Source organism: Chengkuizengella sediminis, assembly GCF_010078385.1.
Classification (GTDB): domain Bacteria; phylum Bacillota; class Bacilli; order Paenibacillales; family KCTC-33759; genus Chengkuizengella; species Chengkuizengella sediminis.
Map to the genome: position 1 here is coordinate 18,725 of NZ_SIJC01000015.1, position 19,467 is coordinate 38,191.

At 34.1% G+C, this 19,467-nt stretch carries 20 protein-coding genes; 6 read left to right on the top strand and 14 right to left on the bottom strand.

Annotated elements, in window-relative coordinates; genetic code table 11:
• Positions 1–153: 153 nt before the first annotated feature.
• The 5 genes from EPK97_RS19380 to EPK97_RS19400 form a co-directional block, all read right to left on the bottom strand.
• Positions 154–1,650 (bottom strand): DHA2 family efflux MFS transporter permease subunit, encoded by a 1,497-nt coding sequence (locus tag EPK97_RS19380; protein ID WP_420826816.1) that lies wholly within the window; start codon positions 1,648–1,650, stop codon positions 154–156.
• 214 nt (positions 1,651–1,864) lie between these two features.
• The gene (locus tag EPK97_RS19385) at positions 1,865–2,833 is read right to left on the bottom strand and encodes an alpha/beta hydrolase fold domain-containing protein (protein WP_162038286.1); all 969 of its coding nucleotides are present in this window, start codon (positions 2,831–2,833) and stop codon (positions 1,865–1,867) included.
• Positions 2,834–2,896: 63 nt separating this feature from the next.
• Positions 2,897–3,202: a CD3324 family protein gene (locus EPK97_RS19390; RefSeq protein WP_240903896.1), complete on the bottom strand. Its 306-nt coding sequence runs from the start codon at positions 3,200–3,202 to the stop codon at positions 2,897–2,899.
• 261 nt (positions 3,203–3,463) lie between these two features.
• Positions 3,464–4,174, bottom strand: a complete 711-nt coding sequence (locus tag EPK97_RS19395; RefSeq protein ID WP_162038332.1) for a DNA alkylation repair protein — start codon at positions 4,172–4,174, stop codon at positions 3,464–3,466.
• An 81-nt stretch (positions 4,175–4,255) separates the two neighbouring features.
• Complete coding sequence (locus tag EPK97_RS19400; protein ID WP_162038287.1) at positions 4,256–5,125, bottom strand: MBL fold metallo-hydrolase; 870 nt, start codon at positions 5,123–5,125, stop codon at positions 4,256–4,258.
• Positions 5,126–5,317: 192 nt separating this feature from the next.
• On the opposite strand from EPK97_RS19400, the gene rluF reads away from it, so the two are divergent.
• Positions 5,318–6,025, top strand: a complete 708-nt coding sequence (rluF, locus tag EPK97_RS19405; RefSeq protein WP_162038288.1) for a 23S rRNA pseudouridine(2604) synthase RluF — start codon at positions 5,318–5,320, stop codon at positions 6,023–6,025.
• A gap of 95 nt (positions 6,026–6,120) precedes the next feature.
• On the opposite strand, the gene EPK97_RS19410 is transcribed toward rluF, so the two are convergent.
• Entirely contained in the window at positions 6,121–7,305 is a 1,185-nt protein-coding gene (locus EPK97_RS19410) for a DUF5692 family protein (RefSeq protein WP_162038289.1), read from the bottom strand.
• 306 nt (positions 7,306–7,611) lie between these two features.
• Between EPK97_RS19410 and EPK97_RS19415 the strand changes: the two genes are divergently transcribed.
• The 4 genes from EPK97_RS19415 to EPK97_RS19430 all read left to right on the top strand — a co-directional run bounded on the left by EPK97_RS19415 (position 7,612) and on the right by EPK97_RS19430 (position 10,053).
• Positions 7,612–8,010 (top strand): DsrE/DsrF/DrsH-like family protein, encoded by a 399-nt coding sequence (locus tag EPK97_RS19415; RefSeq protein ID WP_162038290.1) that lies wholly within the window; start codon positions 7,612–7,614, stop codon positions 8,008–8,010.
• Between the two features lie 30 nt (positions 8,011–8,040).
• Positions 8,041–8,280, top strand: a complete 240-nt coding sequence (locus EPK97_RS19420) for a sulfurtransferase TusA family protein (protein WP_162038291.1) — start codon at positions 8,041–8,043, stop codon at positions 8,278–8,280.
• Between the two features lie 46 nt (positions 8,281–8,326).
• Entirely contained in the window at positions 8,327–9,466 is a 1,140-nt protein-coding gene (locus EPK97_RS19425) for an NAD(P)/FAD-dependent oxidoreductase (RefSeq protein WP_162038292.1), read from the top strand.
• A gap of 113 nt (positions 9,467–9,579) precedes the next feature.
• A complete protein-coding gene (locus EPK97_RS19430) occupies positions 9,580–10,053 on the top strand; it encodes a helical membrane plugin domain-containing protein (RefSeq protein WP_162038293.1) in 474 nt (157 codons plus the stop codon).
• A gap of 464 nt (positions 10,054–10,517) precedes the next feature.
• On the opposite strand, the gene rlmH is transcribed toward EPK97_RS19430, so the two are convergent.
• Complete coding sequence (gene rlmH / locus EPK97_RS19435) at positions 10,518–10,997, bottom strand: 23S rRNA (pseudouridine(1915)-N(3))-methyltransferase RlmH (protein WP_162038294.1); 480 nt, start codon at positions 10,995–10,997, stop codon at positions 10,518–10,520.
• A gap of 419 nt (positions 10,998–11,416) precedes the next feature.
• On the opposite strand from rlmH, the gene EPK97_RS19440 reads away from it, so the two are divergent.
• The gene (locus tag EPK97_RS19440; protein WP_162038295.1) at positions 11,417–11,641 is read left to right on the top strand and encodes a hypothetical protein; all 225 of its coding nucleotides are present in this window, start codon (positions 11,417–11,419) and stop codon (positions 11,639–11,641) included.
• On the opposite strand, the gene EPK97_RS19445 is transcribed toward EPK97_RS19440, so the two are convergent.
• The 7 genes from EPK97_RS19445 to EPK97_RS19475 form a co-directional block, all read right to left on the bottom strand.
• The gene (locus tag EPK97_RS19445; protein ID WP_162038296.1) at positions 11,610–12,416 is read right to left on the bottom strand and encodes an MBL fold metallo-hydrolase; all 807 of its coding nucleotides are present in this window, start codon (positions 12,414–12,416) and stop codon (positions 11,610–11,612) included. The genes EPK97_RS19440 and EPK97_RS19445 overlap by 32 nt on opposite strands.
• 40 nt (positions 12,417–12,456) lie before the next feature.
• Entirely contained in the window at positions 12,457–13,176 is a 720-nt protein-coding gene (yycI, locus tag EPK97_RS19450; protein WP_162038297.1) for a two-component system regulatory protein YycI, read from the bottom strand.
• 45 nt (positions 13,177–13,221) lie between these two features.
• A complete protein-coding gene (locus EPK97_RS19455; RefSeq protein WP_162038298.1) occupies positions 13,222–14,505 on the bottom strand; it encodes a YycH family regulatory protein in 1,284 nt (427 codons plus the stop codon).
• The gene (gene walK / locus EPK97_RS19460; protein ID WP_162038299.1) at positions 14,505–16,331 is read right to left on the bottom strand and encodes a cell wall metabolism sensor histidine kinase WalK; all 1,827 of its coding nucleotides are present in this window, start codon (positions 16,329–16,331) and stop codon (positions 14,505–14,507) included. Before walK ends, EPK97_RS19455 begins: the two co-directional genes overlap by 1 nt.
• A 3-nt stretch (positions 16,332–16,334) precedes the next feature.
• Positions 16,335–17,045, bottom strand: a complete 711-nt coding sequence (yycF, locus tag EPK97_RS19465) for a response regulator YycF (RefSeq protein WP_162038300.1) — start codon at positions 17,043–17,045, stop codon at positions 16,335–16,337.
• A gap of 101 nt (positions 17,046–17,146) precedes the next feature.
• Complete coding sequence (locus EPK97_RS19470) at positions 17,147–18,661, bottom strand: M23 family metallopeptidase (RefSeq protein WP_162038301.1); 1,515 nt, start codon at positions 18,659–18,661, stop codon at positions 17,147–17,149.
• 73 nt (positions 18,662–18,734) lie between these two features.
• Positions 18,735–19,364 carry a hypothetical protein gene (locus tag EPK97_RS19475; protein ID WP_162038302.1) on the bottom strand — a complete coding sequence of 210 codons (630 nt, stop codon included), beginning with the start codon at positions 19,362–19,364 and terminating at the stop codon, positions 18,735–18,737.
• Positions 19,365–19,467: the final 103 nt, after the last annotated feature.

The following is a 19,467-nucleotide window of genomic DNA, read 5'->3' on the forward strand; positions in this document are numbered from 1 at the left end:
TAATACATTTAAGCGCTAATTGATGGCATACAAAAAGAACCCATTTTAATAGATGAATTTCCATGGATTCTAATTTAAAGATTGACTAATTTGTTTGTATAAAAAACATGAAGAAAAGGATTAGTGATTTGAATTAAGTTATATTTTATACTGCTACTCAATAACTGTATTGCATTTTATTGGCATTTCATTTTCTTCTGATGGTAATTTTGTTTTTTTAATAAATAAACCTAAAGCAAATGCAGAGATCGCAAAAAATACGCCTACTAAAAATGAAATATGAAAACCATAAACTTGAGCTTCAATCAATTCAACTGGATTAGCAGGATCTAAAGATGATTCCATATAATCTGTTGCGCCTGAAGTCATAATGCTTATAAACAAAGCAGTACCGATAGCCCCTGATACTTGTTGCATTGTGTTCATGATTGCTGTTCCATGTGCATATAAGTTTTTTGGTAGCTGGTTTAAACCTGTAGTCTGTGCTGGCATCATGATCATTGCAATGGAGATCATCATTAGAACATGTAAAAATATAACATATCCACTCGTCCATGTGGATTCAATTTGTGAAAATAAATATAAAGATACGATAAACAAGACTAATCCTGGTATGACCAATACTTTTGGACCAAATTTATCAAAAAGAACCCCTGAAATTGGTGCCAAAATACCATTAATAATTCCACCTGGCATCAAAATTAAGCCTGCTGTAAGAGCCGAAACGCCTAAAACATTAATTAAAAATAAAGGTAACATGATGATCGTTGAAAATAAACTCATCAATATGATTATCATTAAAACGATGACGAGTGAGAACATCGGATACCTAAATGCTTGTAAGTTCAACATAGGCTCTTTCATGTGTAATTGCTTCCAAACAAAAAGAATTAAAGCAATGACTCCTACAGTTATACTCCAATATACAAGTGGGTCGGTCCATGAACCTTCACCAACGCTGCTAAATCCATACACAATCCCACCAAATCCAATTGTAGAAAGTATAATGGATACAATATCCACTTTAGGTCTCGTTAACTTAGATACATTTTTCAAATATGCACTTGCAAATAAAATGGAAAATACAGCCAAAGGAATAACAAGATAAAATAACCATCTCCAATTCAAAGCATCAATAATTAAACCGGAAAGTGCGGGGCCTATCGCAGGAGCTGACATAATAACAAGTCCAATCATCCCCATTGCTGCTCCACGGTTATCTGGCGGAAATATGATTAATATTGTATTCATTAAAACAGGCATCATGAGTCCCGTACCTAACGCTTGAATGACTCGACCAACTAGTAAAATTTCAAAAAAAGGTGAAATGGAGCAAACGATCGTTCCAATTAAAAATAATGTCATAGCTCCAAAAAACATTTGCCTTGTTGTAAACCATTGCTGCAGCAAGGCAGTTACAGGTACTAGGATTCCAACTACTAACATATATGCAGTCGCTAACCATTGAACGGTGGACGCACTAATCTTAAATTCAATCATTAGATCAGGAAAAGCAATATTCAGTAACGTTTCATTTAAGATCATTACAAATGCCCCTATAAGCAAGGCTACAAGGACAGGGGCTCTCTTTAAATTACTTAAATCTAATTCTTTTTCATTCGAAGCTATAGTTTCACTTACGTTGTTCAAAATGATACCTCCTACTTTTTTATGAGTCATTTAAGACAGTAACTATTTTACTTCTATTCTTTATAAACCCAAAGACACTTTAGTGTTGATTTTCCAATACAAAAGTGTAACCCAAGAATTGAAAAAAGAGACTCCTCAAAAGTCTGGTCAACTTATGAGAAGCCTACATTCATATTCTCTATGTTAGAAAAATCTCAGCACTCCGCCACCTGCATTATTCTTTAATGTTTAATGCACGTAATAATGCATTTAAATTATTCTCATTTTCGCGTTTCGCATGATACGCTTCTGGCACTGATAAGCCTTGATGGTGATAACCAGGGTATAAATGCAATTCGACTGGCACGCCGTCATACATTAATTGTTTTGCAAAATCGAGCGTTTCATCGGCAAATAATTCAATCGAACCTACACATAAATATGTGCTAGGTAAGCCTTTAAAAGTCTTGGCTCTTGCGGGGGAATAATATTCTGAAATGCCTTCAGTTCCAGGTTCTTGTTTAAGAACAGACTTCCACCCAAAATAATTGATAGCCTGATTGAAAAAGTATTCACCATTAAATGGATGAGCCTCTTTGATAGCCGTACGATCATCTAACATCGGTACGGATAATCTCAGATGGTGAATATTAAATTCCTGACGATCACGAATAAATAGTACCAGTCCGCCTGCTAATGCAGATCCAGCACTTACACCAGCAACAGCGACTTTCCCAGTATCAATATTTAATTCTTTAGCGTGGTCGATACACCATTTAATTCCTGAATAACAATCATGCAATTGAGCTGGTTGGGAAAATTCAGGGGCTAAACGATAGTCTACAGAAACACCGATAAAATGATAGTGATGTGCTAAAAATGCATGTGTTTCATTATCTAATTCTGGCCCACCAACTATCATACCGCCGCCATGCATTGAATAAATGAATGGATTCAGTTGCTCAGCTTGATTTTGAGGTTTTGTAATAACCAACCTTACTTTAGAATCATCAAATAGATTATCAATCCAAACTTCTTCTATTTCTACATCATAACGTTCTCTCACATCAGAAGAGAAAAATGCTTTCAATTGTTCCCGTACTTCTAGATAATTTTCTGACGTTAAACCCATACTGCCCATTTCATCTATAATACCTCGTATTTCTGGATCAATTAAATGTTTACTTCGTTTAACTTCTCCCATAATACACCTCCAAATTTAATATGATTTTTTGTTAAAGCAGATTCATTTAAGACTGTAATTATTTTACTTCCATTCTTTAAAAACCCATAGACACTTTAGTGTTGTTTTTACAATACGAAAAAAAAAGCTGGATTTACGCATCCAGCTCTTACATCGATCAGACAACCCAATGATGGTTGCTCCTTTTTTAAATTCTTCACGAATCGTCTGATTTCTTTGTTTTAAAAATTGTCTATTACCTGAATTTTCTCCCCATTTTTTATGGTTTCCTTCAGGCTTTGGAATATATACAATCTGCCCCTGAGCATATTTTTGCATTTCTATAATTAATTCTTTTGGAAAAACCTCATTCGCATTCACATATTTCATTCTACTCGCACTCCTTAAAAATAATTTCTTAGTATTAAGGAATCAACGATTAGAGTCGTTTTACTAAAAATAATTTATGAGAATGACAACTTACAAATGCTCTGAGAAACTTGATTAAAGTGCCTACTGTTTTTCATATAGCTAAGTTTGAATTTCAAACCTGTGCTAGGAAATCATACAATTTCAACTATAACACCTCCTCTTTTTATTTAGCTCAGCATACATTTGATTTATATCAGTTAGAGGAATATGTAATAGTTTTTAACAAATGCACGTTTTTCGTTTCTTACCAATCGCTTCTCTGCTCTCTATTTTTTCAATATATTCTTTCGCAAGTGGTACTTTACAAGATGTTTTACCCATATTGACTTTCACTTTCCCAATGTCTTCTGCAATACGTTTTGCTTCTTCAGTCAGAGATGGATAATAAGCTCCTACAGAAATAACAAACCCATTCATTACATAACGAACCCGATTTCTTTCCCCATGAATAGAATGCTCTACTTTTTCTAGAAGTTTCTTTACTTCCTCCCCATCAATATGATCATCTGGGGTAATGGATAAGTAATTTGAATAAACACTCCAACCCGCGGTAGCTATCATTTCTTTCTCTGAAGACATCCACTCTCTAGCTAATTCTAGTGCATAAGGAGATTCAGCTGCTACCTGTGCAACCGTATATTCACTTAACATATACCAACTAGCTTGTTCAACCCAATGCTGCAACTGTTCTTTTGTCATTTGTTTCGGGTCTACGGATAAACCAGCCAAGTACATGGCATCACTATTTCCCGATTCATACAATTTCAAAGCCAAGTCTTGATCCTTCTTTACTTTTTTCACTAGATGTTTTTTTAGATCACCAACCTTCACTCCATATAAAGGCTCGATCGCTCCATGATTCTTGAAGATTTTTTTCGTTTGCTCATTTCCAAGCTCTTCAAGTTTGGTCATTACTTCTTCAAAAGAAATCAATTTAACCCCTCCCTCACTATTTCATGCATTACCTATTCTATTATTCTGCTCAAAAACCCTACAATTCATAGCTATATTTCACTGTTGCAGTTGATATCCATTCACAAAGAACTCCATCGTTTCGAGCTCTTCCTCACTCAGTGCCCGCTCCACTTGTTTTGTATAAGCATCCTGTATACTGTTTTTATCACCTTTGTAAAGATCAGTATATTTGGCTAATGATCTTAATAGGCTGACTTCCTGACTGAACTCTTTTTTCGAGATCGCTGTCCCATGTGAGTATACATAGGTTTCCGCTTCAAATGTTTCCAATACTTCCAACAACGCTAATGTTCTTTTTATAGTATAATTTGTTTCCTTTGAAAAGATATCCGGATAAATACAGTCTCCTAAAAACAAAACCTTTTCTTCTTTTATAAAAACTACCACAGAATCTGCTGCGTGATCTCCACCAACATGTTGTAATACACAGGTCACTCCACTAAGATCAATTTCAAGCTTATTTTCAAATGTCATTGTAGGTAAAGTAATCGTAATATCTCTATGATTAACGAACTCTTTTTTTATGGCGTTTGCACAAAATTCGATTTCTGTCCCTTCTTTTACTCGCTCATCTATTGCCTCATCTGACCATGAAAGGAGGGTTAACTTCTCCATCTCCTCTTTTGTTTCTTTATATGAAATAGAAATGGCGTTTGTTAAAGAAGAAAGTCCAAATATATGATCCCAATGCCAGTGAGTTAATGCTACAATATTCGGTTTAGAAACTTGTTTTTTAGAAAGCTCATCCAAAAAATATTGAGCATGTTCTTCTGAGTTCCCAGCATCAATCATCAGTGTCTTATTATCACCAACCACCATGCCTAATATTGGACGATCCGTTTCTGACACAGGGGTCATATAGTAAAATCTTTTACCGATTTTTTTTATCTTTTGTACGGTTTTCATCGAATTCCACTCCTAAATATAATCATCAGTATATATAATACTTACCTTCAAGCTATTACCTCTATTTATTCAACAATTTTACCATTTGGACACTATTAATTAAAGACATTAGATTTTGATACGACCTTGAAAATAAGGTGTTATTTGGGTATTCTTAAAGCTATAACTTTCTAAATTAAGGATGTAGTTAACATGCGTATAAATAAATTTATTAGTGAGACAGGAAAAGCCTCTAGACGTGGAGCAGATAAATTAATTCATGAAGGAAGAGTCACTATAAATGGGAAAACAGCAGAGATAGGCAGTCAAGTTGAACCTGGTGATGAAGTAAAGGTAAGTGGAGAAATCATTCGAGTGGCAAGAAATAATGTTTATATCGCTTTAAACAAACCAGCAGGTATTACAAGTACAACAGAAAAGAATGTAAAAGGAAATATTATTGATCTAGTCAATCATCCGTTAAGAATCTTTAATATCGGGCGACTTGATAAAGACTCAGATGGTTTGATCCTTCTTACAAACGATGGAGATATTGTAAATGAGATATTGCGTGTAGAAAATAAACATGAAAAAGAATATGTAGTTTCCGTAGACAAACCAATCACTCCTGAATTTCTGAAAAAGATGTCAGAGGGAGTAAAAATTTTAGGTACAAAAACTCTTCCTTGTGAAATTAAACAACTAACAAAATTCGATTTTCAAATTATTTTAACACAAGGCTTAAATCGCCAAATACGCCGCATGTGCGAAGCGTTAGGATATGAAGTATACAGACTACAACGAACTCGAATTATGAACATTCATTTAGGTAATCTACCCTTCGGCCAATGGAGAGATTTATCAAAAAAAGAAAAAAATCGATTATTTCAAGATCTAAACTATCAGCCTAAGGAATGGTGAGGTGATTCATCAGAACTTTTTAAGAAAAATAGTACCGCTCCCTGTTTTGAGCGGTACTTTTCACATCCCATATAACCAAAATGTTAAATCATAATTTAAACAAGAGTAAGTTTACCTTGTTTTTTCGATCTTATTACACGTTTTACATAAATATAAGCATATGCAGCATTTGCTATTAAACTAATTGCTGCTACTGAAAGCATTAAGAAGTCGTTTCGTGGGACTAGTAATTCTGCAGACTCTGTAAATCTCGGAAAAGTAAAATAATACATGAACCAAGCTGCTAATGTAAATGCGCGAGCTTGTAGCCAAGTCCCTTTTTTTATAAACATTGCGGGTATTGTACATGCAAGCAACACCATAAATTGGGCAGATGCTGAGCCAGGGAAATTTAAATAAACAAAAACCCAGTTCCAAATATCATAAGCAATAATCCACAGAAGGGGCATTTTTGTCCAAAGCATATCCCTCTCTTTAGAGTCTTCAATATATATGTCCTTAAAACCATAAAACAAAGTAGCAATCGACAATACACCCGCTATTCCATTTAAAATATTAGGTAAATATCCCATTGTAAAATCCTGTGTAACAGCCTCTCCAATGTTTAGTGCTAAAAATAAAGCAGCTACAAGTTTTGCTGATGTTAAACCACCTAGTTTAGTATATCTCATCAATATAAACCAAACACTAGCACCTACAACTGAATATACTTTTACCCACTTAAACCAATACGTAACACCGTAACTTGTCCAAATTGGCAATAACGCAATGGGTAAAATGAAATAGAAAATAATTCCTGCCCATTTCGATTTACGGAACAGTTCATTCAATCCCATTAAAACGACTAAAATCATAACCCAATGAAAAATCGATAATGGGCTATTATGTTCTTTGGCAACGCCTTCATAAAAACCATTCTTATATAATAGATCACCTTCTTCATTAACCGTAAATGGAATATTGTCAAAGTCAGTAATCAATGCACCACTATCACTAGTAATACTTAGTAGGTTTTCATTAAGCTGCCAAGTTTTTTCTTCCTCAATATTATTTCCACCATATTGTTTGATGACAGTTACTTTACCTTCGTCTTTGAAATCAAACCGATAAAAAAATGCTCCTTCTCCAGATTCTCCATCAACAATCATTTGCCACGTTCCAAATTCAAAATCTTTTGTTAATACATTTGCTGATACCATATTGGAGAATGGAAAACTAAACAACAAAAAAAAGAGTAGTACAACAACTACACTTACCTTCAAACGTTCTGGTTTATACATGATGCAGCCCTCCCTATATTTTATTAGGACAATATATGATATCTTGTTCAGCTTTTTAGTTGAACAGATATATCCAAAAAGTATGATTAAGGGAATTTATATAAAGATGACTAACTGAAATCATGTTTGTATACATATATTTTACTACATTAGTAATACGTATAGATGAATCGAGTTTGTCAAATTGAAGAATTTCGAATATTAAAAGTATATCCATCAAATTGTAACAATTATAATACATATACCCCTATGGGTAATATATAATAAACTTGTAAATGAAATATTCAATTTAAGGAGGAAATAAAAATGACACAACAACCATCCATAGGAATTATCTTGTTGAGTGAAGATCTTGAAAAACTTCATGCAGGTGCATTAGTTGGCTCAGTGGCTTCTATGTCAGACATGAAAGTGAACTTTTTCGTTACGATGAATGCCCTTAAAGCTTTCCATAAGGATCATTTCAGTAAGAAAGAGTTTAAAACAGGAACTGTTGGAAAGGAAATGCTTTTGAAGGAACTCCCTTTATTCGACCATCTATTACAAGAAGGAAAAGATCTAGGAGAATTAAACATTTATGGATGTGCAATGGCCATGGATGTTATGGGATGGGAAAAGAAAGATATGATCGATGTATTCGATGATATTATCGGTGCTACTGCTTTTCTAGGCATGACACAAAATTCGCAAGTCATTACGATGTAAATTAAAATTTATTTTTAGGAGAGGTTTATCATGGGAGAGGTAGAAGTCACCAAATCCGTTGATGCTCGCGGTTCCTATTGTCCGGGTCCATTAATGGAGCTAATAAAAACGATCAAAACTAGTAATGTTGGAGATATCATTGAAGTTATTTCATCTGACAAAGGCTCGGCTGTGGATATACCTGAATGGGTAAATAAAATGGGGCATGAGGTTATTAATACAGATCAGTTTGGTGAAGAATACAAAATTATTGTAAAAAAAATGAGATAGCTCAGGTATTTTTTAAAAATTTTCAATGGAAAGAGAGAGATTCTCCATGAAGAAAAATATCGTCATTATCGGTGGTGGAACTGGAGGCATGATGGTTGCTAATAAATTAGCACGTCAGCTGCAAGAAGAAATTAATCACGATGAAGTTGAAATTAATCTCATTTCCAACACAGATCAACATATTTATCAGCCTGGTTATTTGTTTGTAGCATTTAACGAAAAGGCACCGGATCATTTTATCCGCAAACAGCAGTCTATTGTTCATAGAAATGTACGAATTGAATACGATGAAATTGAAAAAATTGTACTAGAAAAAAATATTATAATCTCAGCAAAAAAGGAGTATCCATACGATATTCTATTGATTGCTACTGGTTCTCATTTAGATTTTCAAAGTGTTCCGGGTTTGCAGGAAGGGGCCTACAATTTTTACACCTTTGAAGGTGCGATGGAATTAAGAGATGCATTAGTAGAATTGAAACAGGGGAAAATTTTAATAACAGTTGATGTTCCACACAAATGTCCTGCAGCTCCGCTAGAATTGGCGCTAATGCTCGATGATTACTATCGAAAGCGGGGGCTGCGTGAAAATGTACAAATTAAGTACACATACCCCATCGGCAGAATTCATTCGTTACAGCCTGTTTCAGAGTGGGCGCAACCTGAGTTTGAAAAACGGAACATTGAATTGGAAACATTTTTTAATTTAGAAGAAGTAGACCCAAAACGCAAGGTTGCAATGACAATGGATGGTCAGGAGCACGACTATGATATGCTGATCTCAATTCCAGCGCATAAAGGTGCCAAAGTTATTCTGGATTCAGGGATTGGAGACGAAATAGGATTCATTCCTACCGACCGCCACACATTAAAAATGATTGGTTCAGACAATGTTTATGTCATTGGTGATGCAACCAACCTGCCGATTAGTAAAGCAGGTTCTACAGCTCATTATCAAGGTGAAAAATTAACACTGAATATTGTAAATCGCATCAAAGGACGCCCGGAAACTGCATTTTATAACGGTAAAGTAGCTTGTTTTTTAGAAAATAGTCTCGAAGATGCTAGTATGATTACCTTTGATTATGAAACACCACCTAAACCAGCAGCAACTTCTGATTTACTTCATTGGTTTAAGACGGTGTATGGTGAATTATACTGGTTGAATGTTCGAGGAATTTTATAAAGAAGGTGTTCAATATGACAATAAATAACACACAAGAACACTTATTGACCAATAATTCTAGTGAAAAATTGAAAAACTTTATCGATGCTACCTCACAAGCCGTAACTGGAGAGATGGTGAGCAACCTTGCTGAGAAAGCTGTCAAGGCTTCAGAGATTGCAGATGGCATCATCCAACCTGAAACAATTGAATTGTTAACCATTCTTCCTGAAGTCAGTAAAAGCTTACAAACAACACTTCTTGAATTGAAGAAGATTGAAGAAAGTGGAACATTGCAAACGTTGGTACAGCTGGCCGAATTCATTGGCAGTACAAAACAATCGATAACAGGTACGATGATTTCAGATATGGTCGAAAAGGCGATTAAAGGGATTGAAATAGCGGATACGCTTGTTCAGAAAGGGTCAATAGATATCGCAGAGGGAGCCGTTAGTGCTTTTGATAAAGCGAAGCTTAATCGTCTAGGAAAAGAACCGTTAACGACGATGAAACTCACCCTCTCGCTATTTGATCGAGATGTAAGAGAAGGCTTAAGTCTTATTCTTGATTTTTTGAAGTTTCTTCCAAAAGAGTTAGGTGAAAAATGATGAAAAATAAATGATAAGTAACTATTGAGATAGGATTTAGAATGATTCAAACCATTTTTATCTTAATAATGTTGCACCCCAGCAGATCAGACGGAAGGAAATCATTTAATGATTCGGTAATTTTTTCATTCTGGGGCGCAACTAATATCTTAGCTTAAAGGAGATTTGAACGGACTACAGATAGCACAAAACCTTCCGGTACATCAAATCCTGGGATGTTTCGATTAGTACTTTAGCCTTACCACCTACCTGAGATAGTGATGGTACTTCCATAGTATTAAATCCGAACATCATACAAAAATCTCCTTCTAGTTTACTTGTAAAATTGTCCTTTAAAGAAGTAAATATATGTGTCATATTCAGCCATTTAGAGTGAAATAAAAAAGCCAACAAGATAAGAGTGTCTTATTAGCTTTCGATATAGTATTCATATTGATGTAGTTTACGTATAACTAAAGCCTTCATCACTTATGATAAGGTTCCCCCCTATTAATCTTAAATGCCCGATATACCTGCTCAACCAAAATCAAACGCATTAACTGATGCGGATAGGTCATTTTACCAAAGGAAAGCTTCTGATCCGCTCTATTTAATACTTCGTCAGATAACCCCAATGAACCCCCAATCACAAAGGTAAGTTGACTTCGACCATAAGTAGTTAGTTTTTCAATGTTTTCAGCTAATTGCTCTGAGGACCACAATTGTCCGTTAATCGCTAAGGCAAAAACATAGTGATCTGGTTTGATTTGTGTTAGAATACGCTTTCCCTCTTTCTCTTTGACTTGTATAGCATCCGCTTCACTTAATTGTTCTGGTGCTTTTTCATCTGACACTTCAATGATTTTCACCTTTGCATAGGACTGTAACCGTTTCATGTATTCAGAAATGCCTTGTACAAAATATTTTTCTTTCAATTTTCCTACGGTAACAAATTGTATTTGCATGTTCTAATTTCAACCTTTCTTTCGTATGTATAAAGTATGGACAAGCCTATTATCTTGCAAGTGGAACGATTAAGAGCAGTCACGATATTTTTATTTTCTAACAATATAAATTTTATTTACTTGCAGGAAAATGTGGTATCAATGGAGTAATTAAAATATCAAAGCAATAATTGACTTGGAACGTTTGTTCGTGTATCTTTATAGTTACAACTCATTATTTATCGGTGTTTAAATTTTTAAATTATGATTAGGAATAAATTCCAAATATTGAGTCTAAAATAAGTATAACGAACATATTAGATGTTTTCATTTTACCTACTTGATACAATAGTATACCTAAAACCTATAATCTCATGTAAGAATGGTAATGGATCGATACTTTGATAAAAAACGATCCAAAAAAGAGAGGAGTTTGTTTTATGAGTAAAACGCTTTCCCCCTTAGATGAAGTAGATATGATTGCTAAACTGGCTGATTTAAAAGAAGAGCATTATAAAAATACATTACTGATTAACTCCATTATGGAGCTGCTTTTAGAAAAAAACATCTTATCTTATGATGAAGTGCTTTTAAAAATGAAACAATTAGACACAGATGTACCTCACGAGAAAACTAACTTATACTCAAATCATCCCATTCGGTAGCTCTATCAAAATATGTATCTTTTAATTTGATTTTATGCTCCTTTAAGCTTATCTCATTTTCATTTAATACGTTTTCCACAGTTAGCCTAGCTAAATCCATTAAATTATGGTCTCTGCTTAAGTGAGCTAAATAAACTCGTTTTGTTTTCATAGAAATGATTTCACATAATGCCTCTCCTGCGGCTTCGTTGGAGAGGTGTCCTAAATCCCCTAGGATCCTTCTTTTTATATTCCAAGGATATCTTCCCATTCTTAACATCTCAATATCATGGTTTGATTCAATAATAATGACATCAGAATCTACTACTTTATCTTTCACATTCTGACTCATATATCCGATATCTGTAACTAGGCTTAATTTTTGCTCATCTTCACTAAAGCAATAACCTACAGGTTCTGCTGCATCATGTGATATAGAGTATGAATCTACCTTTAAGGAGCCAAAGTCAATCTGATTTTGTGTTTGTATCACTTTTCTAAAGTCATCCTCTATTTTTCCAACAGATTTATTTAACGCATCCCAAGTTTTCTGATTTGCATAGATAGGAAGTTTATATTTTCTAGATAAAGCACCTAATCCTTTGATATGATCAGAATGCTCATGTGTAACTAATATTCCTTCTAAATCAGCGCAAGATGTGCCTCTTTCCTGCATCAAACTTTCTATTTTTTTACCACTTAATCCAGCATCAATAAGTAGCTGAGTTTCATTCGATTGTACAACCATCGCATTACCTGTTGAACCACTTGCTAGTACACTAAATTTAATCCCCATATTTGTAATTTTGCTCCTTCAATTGCTATCATTATGATTGTTATTGTGATTGAACAACCTCAACTTTTCCTGTAAAAGCATGTACATAATAAATATCCCCACTACCCATGGCAATTCTCCATTTCGGAAATAATACCTGCGGGTTAATTTCAAAACCTTGATATCCTAGCTGAATATCCTCTATAACTTCTCCCCGTTTCAGATAGTTCTCTACCAAAAGATTAATAATTAAAGGGGCTGCTAATACTTCCTGCTCTTCTTGAATCTTATCTGGTGTGACAATTGCAGCTTTCTGATTATAGTGGGTTAGCTGGTCTTCCGTCCCGTATAAAGTTAATTGTACATCAAATAACGGCAAGTTTTCATATAATTGATTAAAAACTTTGTGATTCTCATCACTTAATATTTCATCAACCTGATATTGATCAAAGTTTATAATTTCCTGGGAAATCTCTTTGGAAGTTTCTTTAATATTGAACTGATTCATTTCAATCGGCTGGGTTAGTTTCACCTCATCAAGTTCATATTTATCTTCAAAATCGATTGTGATTTGTTTTAAGCTTAATGTATCTACAGGTATTTCCTCTTCAAACACAATTCCTTTCTCTTCTAAAAGTTTCCTTGTTTCCTGAACAATTTCGTTTCCTCCAAAGAATGGGTTTAACAAGTTAATATTATTGATCCATAATTGATATCCTAACAATAGATTTAACAATAAAAATGTAAAAATTAAGATAGATTTAGCTCGTCCCCATTCCATGTCTAATCACTCCTTACAATCAAAACTTTAGTCTCCATCATGATTTCATTGTATAAGAAAACCAAATGTTCCATCTGATAATTCATAGGCCCAGTATGGAATTAAATCAATATATTCCTCTTTAACAATAGGATAATATGCTGGAAAAATATTAATGATGTTAAAATCTTGTTCGTATTTACGAATTAGTTGCTCCAACACCTCTCCACCTAGTAATTGATACGCAGATTTTTGTACGTTAACGTTGCTCAAATTGATTAATGAACGTTCATAATCAGTGACTACCCCTTTTTGCATCGTTATATCTACGTAACCTAGTTTGAGTCTCTCAGAAGGAAGTATAGGTAGAGCTTGAACATTGGGTGCTGGTTTTACATATTGTTGAAACTTGAAAAATTGTTCTTCATTTTCATCAGAAATTGTACTAATTAAATGGGTTCTACTCCAACCTCCATGTTGATTTACAAATTTTATAGAGGTTAATAAGTCATCCATCAAATCAGATGAGCTTTCTACTGGTGTTTCAGGATCATAATAACTCATCCAATTTTGATTTTCATTCAGCTCTAGACCTATCGCTCCATCCGATATGATTTCTCGTCCTTCACTATCAACTACTGTTCGACTCATATTTGGATCTACAAATAGACTTGCAACTAACTGATCTTTTTGAAAATGGCTGTAACCTACAGTTAATCTAACCATTTGCAACGGTTCATCAGGTAGATAATATATTCCGTTATTCGTGTGATAAGTTGGCTGGAACTCACCGTAACCAACATATTCCTGAATGTCCTCAACTTTCAGGTCTACCTTAGTTGCTTCATAAACTTTTAGTGTAGAGTCATCAAAAAATAAAGTTCTTATTTCTTGATTTTCAGTCACATAAATCCATATTTTATTTACGCTAACATTCCGATTAATACTCTCAGAGTTAACCTGCATCGTATTTTCCAACCATTGCACAGGAATACCATCCATAAATTCTAATTCAAGCCCCTGATATTCTCTCATTTTCACTTTTTCAACTGGTGAAATGGTAACAGGTCTGAAGCTTTCAAAAGTTCTTTGCGTTATTTTTTCATAAATATCGTTATAAAACTTGAAGTTTGGATATACCATCGTGTGTTTGTCATCACCAAAATGTAATACCATGTGTTTAGGGAAAATCATATTCACTACATTTTCCTGTGAACCATTTAATCTTGTATCGATATACTCATCTTGATTCACTGGGTTAAAATCAGGCTTACTATATACTAATAAATAACTTTGAAACAAACTGAAAAAAACCAATAAAGTAAGTATGAGCGATTTTATTTTTTCCATCATTGCTGCTCACCTTCCAGATGAAAAGTCGGTATAATAAAAGTCACTTTTGTTCCTTTATGAAGCTCAGATTCTAACGTGATTTCTCCACCATGTGCGTTAATAATTTCTTTTGCAATAGAAAGACCTAACCCAGTCCCGCCCATATTACGTGATCTGGCTTTGTCCACCCTATAAAACCGTTCAAAAATACGATGAATATCTTTCTTAGGTATTCCTAGTCCATTATCCTGGACAGAAATCTCAATCCAATCCTGCCCTTTTCTTCTACAGTTAATTTCAATTTCCCCTTCATCAGCTGTATATTTAATGGCATTTGATATTAAATTGTCTAATACCTGATCTAATTTATCTGGATCGATCATGATGGTATGTATAGATTGATCCATTGAAAGAATTAATTTTATATTACGCTGTTTTAATTGAAAGGAAAATCGATCAACAACATCCTCCAACATTTGTTTGATTTCTGTTTCTTTTTTCATCACAACCATTTGATTTGAGTCATATCTAGATAGATGAAGCAAATCACTTACAAGTCTTATCATACGGTCTGCTTCATTACGGGTCACACCTACAAAACGTTTTGCGAGATTAGCCTCATTCAAAGCCCCGTCCTCTAAAGCCTCTAAATAACTTTTTATCGTTGTAAGAGGTGTTCTCAATTCATGAGAAACATTGGCTACAAACTCTCTTCTAGATTGATTGAGTTTTTCTTGCTCAGTGACATCCTGTAAAACAATAATGGTTCCTGTTACCCCTCTTCCTCTACGCTGAATAGGAGTAAAAGTAACCTTAACTTGCAAAGACTCTGCTTCATCTTGACGTGGCAATTCTATCAGGACAGAATTTTGTTCTCCTAAAACGTAACGTCCAATTTCTTCTTTAGAAGTACCTAGAATCTCTGCTATTTCTCTCCCTATGACATCCTCTTCATGAATATCCAACATTTGTTCTGCACGTAAATTAATGACAATCACTTTACCCTTATCATCTGTGGCAATGACACCATCACTCATATTTAACAATATCGATGCAATTTTATTTTTTTCCTCTTCATTTGAGTAAAGAGCATCTTTTAGACGTTGTACCATATGATTAAAAGCGTAACCTAGTTGTCCAATTTCATCACTGCTTCGAATAACAACCTCTTGATTATACTTTCCTTCTGCTAATGCTTTGGCTTTTTTAGTGATCATTTTAATAGGGTGTGTAATCGTGTTGGATAATACAATACTTAACATGATCGTAAGTACAAGGGCAATAATTGTTCCTGCTATAAAAATTTGTTTAATATTATTAATCGTTTTGAATAACTCCTCAGTTGAGGCCACGATGTAAATCGCACCAATAACTTTATTATCATCATTTTTAACAGGTTTAGCGATTGCTTTTTTTCGAATGTTACTACTATCTTTTACATCCCATAATGGCACTTGGATCCCATTTATGGAACGAATGATTTCGGCAGGCTGAGTAATTTTTTGACCTACTTTATCCGGTTGGTTTGAAGAGCTCATTACGATGGCATCCGCACTAATAACTTGGATCTGTGATCCACTAAGTGTGCTCAGATTTTCAACGAAAGAATGAAGGTCTTCTTCATTTAACCCTGTGTCATCATTACTTGGTTCTAAATAATTTTGAACAAAATTAGATAACAATTCAACCTGATTATTTAATGAATCAGTGAAATTATTGATGAATGAATTTTCCATCGTACGAATAAAATAAATTCCAATTAATTGCATCGCAATTAAAATGAGCAATACATAAATAATAATTAATTTAACTTGTATCGTTTGAAAGAAACGTGTTCCTTTCATTCATCAGGAACCTCCTGTTTGGGGATTGAGCATTATATAGCCTAAACCTCTTCTAGTAATAATATACTCTGGTTTACTGGGGTCATCTTCTATTTTCTCTCTTAGTCTACGTATGGTGACGTCTACTGTTCGAACTTCTCCTAAATAATCATATCCCCACACCGCTTGCAATAAATGTTCTCTTGTCATCACTTTCCCTTTATTTTTTGCCAAATAATGAATCAGCTCAAATTCTCGATGTGTTAAATCCAAAGCGGTAGTACCCTTATATACAACATACATCTCTGTATCTATAAACAGATCATTAATTTTCAACCCTAGATTTTGATTGTTTTCTTGATCCAAAACTTTAGATTGTCTACGTAAATGTGCCTTTACCCTAGCTAAAATCTCCCTTGTGCTAAAAGGTTTAGTTACATAATCATCTGCTCCCATTTCTAATCCAAGTACTTTGTCTAACTCCGTATCCTTAGCTGTAAGCATGATGATGGGTGTGTTCAGTTTCATTCTAATTTCCCGACATACATCCATGCCATCTTTTTCAGGCAGCATCAAATCTAACAATACAAGATCCGGTTTTTCTTCATATGCCATTTTGACTGCTGTATTTCCATCAAATGCACACACAACCTGGTATCCTTCTTTTTCTAAATTGAATTTTAAAATATCTGCAATAGGCTGTTCATCATCTACAACTAATATTTTCCCAAACATACTTACACCTGCCTTTTATCTAAATGTCCATTTCATTAAAAAAAAGATAGTGCGAAAACATATATGCTCCTCACTATCTATCATTATATTTTATATTGTTATTAATTTAAATACACTAACGGGTTCTGCTGAGCTCCATTTTTTATAATTTCAAAATGTAAGTGAGGTCCTGTAGAGTTTCCAGTGCTTCCCATCACACCAATTTGTTCTCCTCTTTCAACGTTCATCCCTGCGGACACATGTATTGAGCTTAGATGTCCGTAAAGTGTTCTATATCCATTATTGTGGTCAATCACAATGGCATTCCCGTAAGAACCATTCCATCCTGCAGAAACGACTGTACCTGTATCTGCTGCTAGAATCTTTTTATTTCCTGATACCATGTCTAATGCGGCATGCAAACTACCCCATCTATATCCATAGTAACTAGTGATAGAAGGACTAACTAGCGGCCATCTAAAGTTTCCAGTACCTGCACCAGGAACAATTTTACTTCCTTGTTTAACAACTTCCGTAACTGGTTCAATTAATGTAGTATCTTTTATTATCTCTCTACTAATTTCTCTACCATCTAATTTATTAACTTTAAAAACGATTTCTTTTTTACCCATTTGTCCTTTAGTAATCACTTCGCTTCTCCCTTTTTTTAATGTGGGATCAACTTTAATATCTCTTGCGAATTGTATGTCTTGTTCCTCAACAACTTCCTCAATTGTTTCCACAGAAAGTGTTGGTTTTAATACCGTTACATCCAGCTCATCACCGATATTTAATATACTATCTTCACTTAGGCTGTTATTTTCATAAATCACGTAGGAAGGTATATCCAACTTCGTAGCGATACAAGATATACAATCTCCTTCAACTACAGTGTATTTCACCTTCACAACATTACCGGTTTGCAATGAAGTCAGCACATCTTCTGGATTTTTAATGTCTCCTGGTTGGGTATCAACCGCATTAAGTTCAACCTCTTCAACAAAGTTAACTTCTTTTAAAGTAGATTCTTCCATTTGCTCATCTGATTCTTTTGTAGATAAAACAGCAACCTCATTTTCCACTTTTTCTACTGACTCTTCTGTAGTATATTTACTTTTAATCTGTTCTAAAATTTGTCCTGCTGTTTCTTCATCCTTAACAACTGCGATGAATTCACCATCTACTAATAACTCAACACCTACAACATGAGACTCTAATCTTCTTGAAACTTGCGCAAGTGCTTTTTTGTCATTACTTACTAGCTTATATCCTGTTTCGCTATCAAAACGAATTTGATCTGAGTTTAATTGCACTTCAAAATCCGGGTTTTGATTATTTAGTGTTTCCTGTCTGTCAGCTATTAAATCATTTATAGCCTGCTGATCCGATACAGTTCCAACTTTTTCTTCCCCGAAATAGACATGGTAGATTTGATTTGTATTTTTATGTATATAAAAATATATAGATGCTATACTAATAGATATAAAAAGTGCCGCTATAACGATTGCTATGAGCCAGAAATGCAAATTACTAACTTCATTTTTTGCGATGGATACAACATCTTGAATTTTATGATTCGACTTTCTGGCTAATCCTGGGCGTGTCTTTCTCTCTTTTTGCCCCAATTTTAACTTCATACATTAAGTCCCCTCATATCATTTTCTTTCTACTTTAACATAGCTTACCTCCCTTTATCAACTTATTGCTAGTTTAATATTTTTCCAATATTGTGAGCAATTGTTCATATTCTACTTCATCTAAATGTTCTTTCATAATCGATTCTATTGAGATTAATTCATTTAAGGTTATTCCTTCTTCCATCATCGTAGATAATTCCTGAAGCTGCCCCTGAGGTAAATTGGATATAATCAATGAAAAAATAATCATTTTATCCTCATCAGAAAGTAGATCTTTGGTCTGTGTAAATGCTTCGGCTGTAAATAAAACTTCATCTGAGACCATATCTTCAGTACCTGCAGAATTTTCTTGTTGATTCCATACCTCAACTGCATCGACATCATTCTCTTGAGTATCGGTAAAATCATCATCAAGTACTTCATTTTGTACTGTTTCTGGTTCTGTGTTTTGCTTTTCATGATCATTAATAAATTCCTCTAACGAGGAGTTTGATTCTTTTTCGGTATTAGGTAAATTGTCTTGATTCACAAAATAAGATAACACATCTGATATTTGTATCTTTGGTAATGTATTTTCTATCTCCAATTGACCCATTAATCGGTCAACATATAAATTGACCATGTACAATGTAATAAATAAAGTGAGAGTGCTTACTAAAATCGTTTGAAATAATGTTTTACTTAACCATCCTATGAATTTCATTTTCATCCTCCTGCCAAAACTACGATTTTGCAACTATACTTCACAGTATTGACTAGAAAGATGGGATTTCATTCCTGTATTTCTTAAAAACCTTCTTATTTTT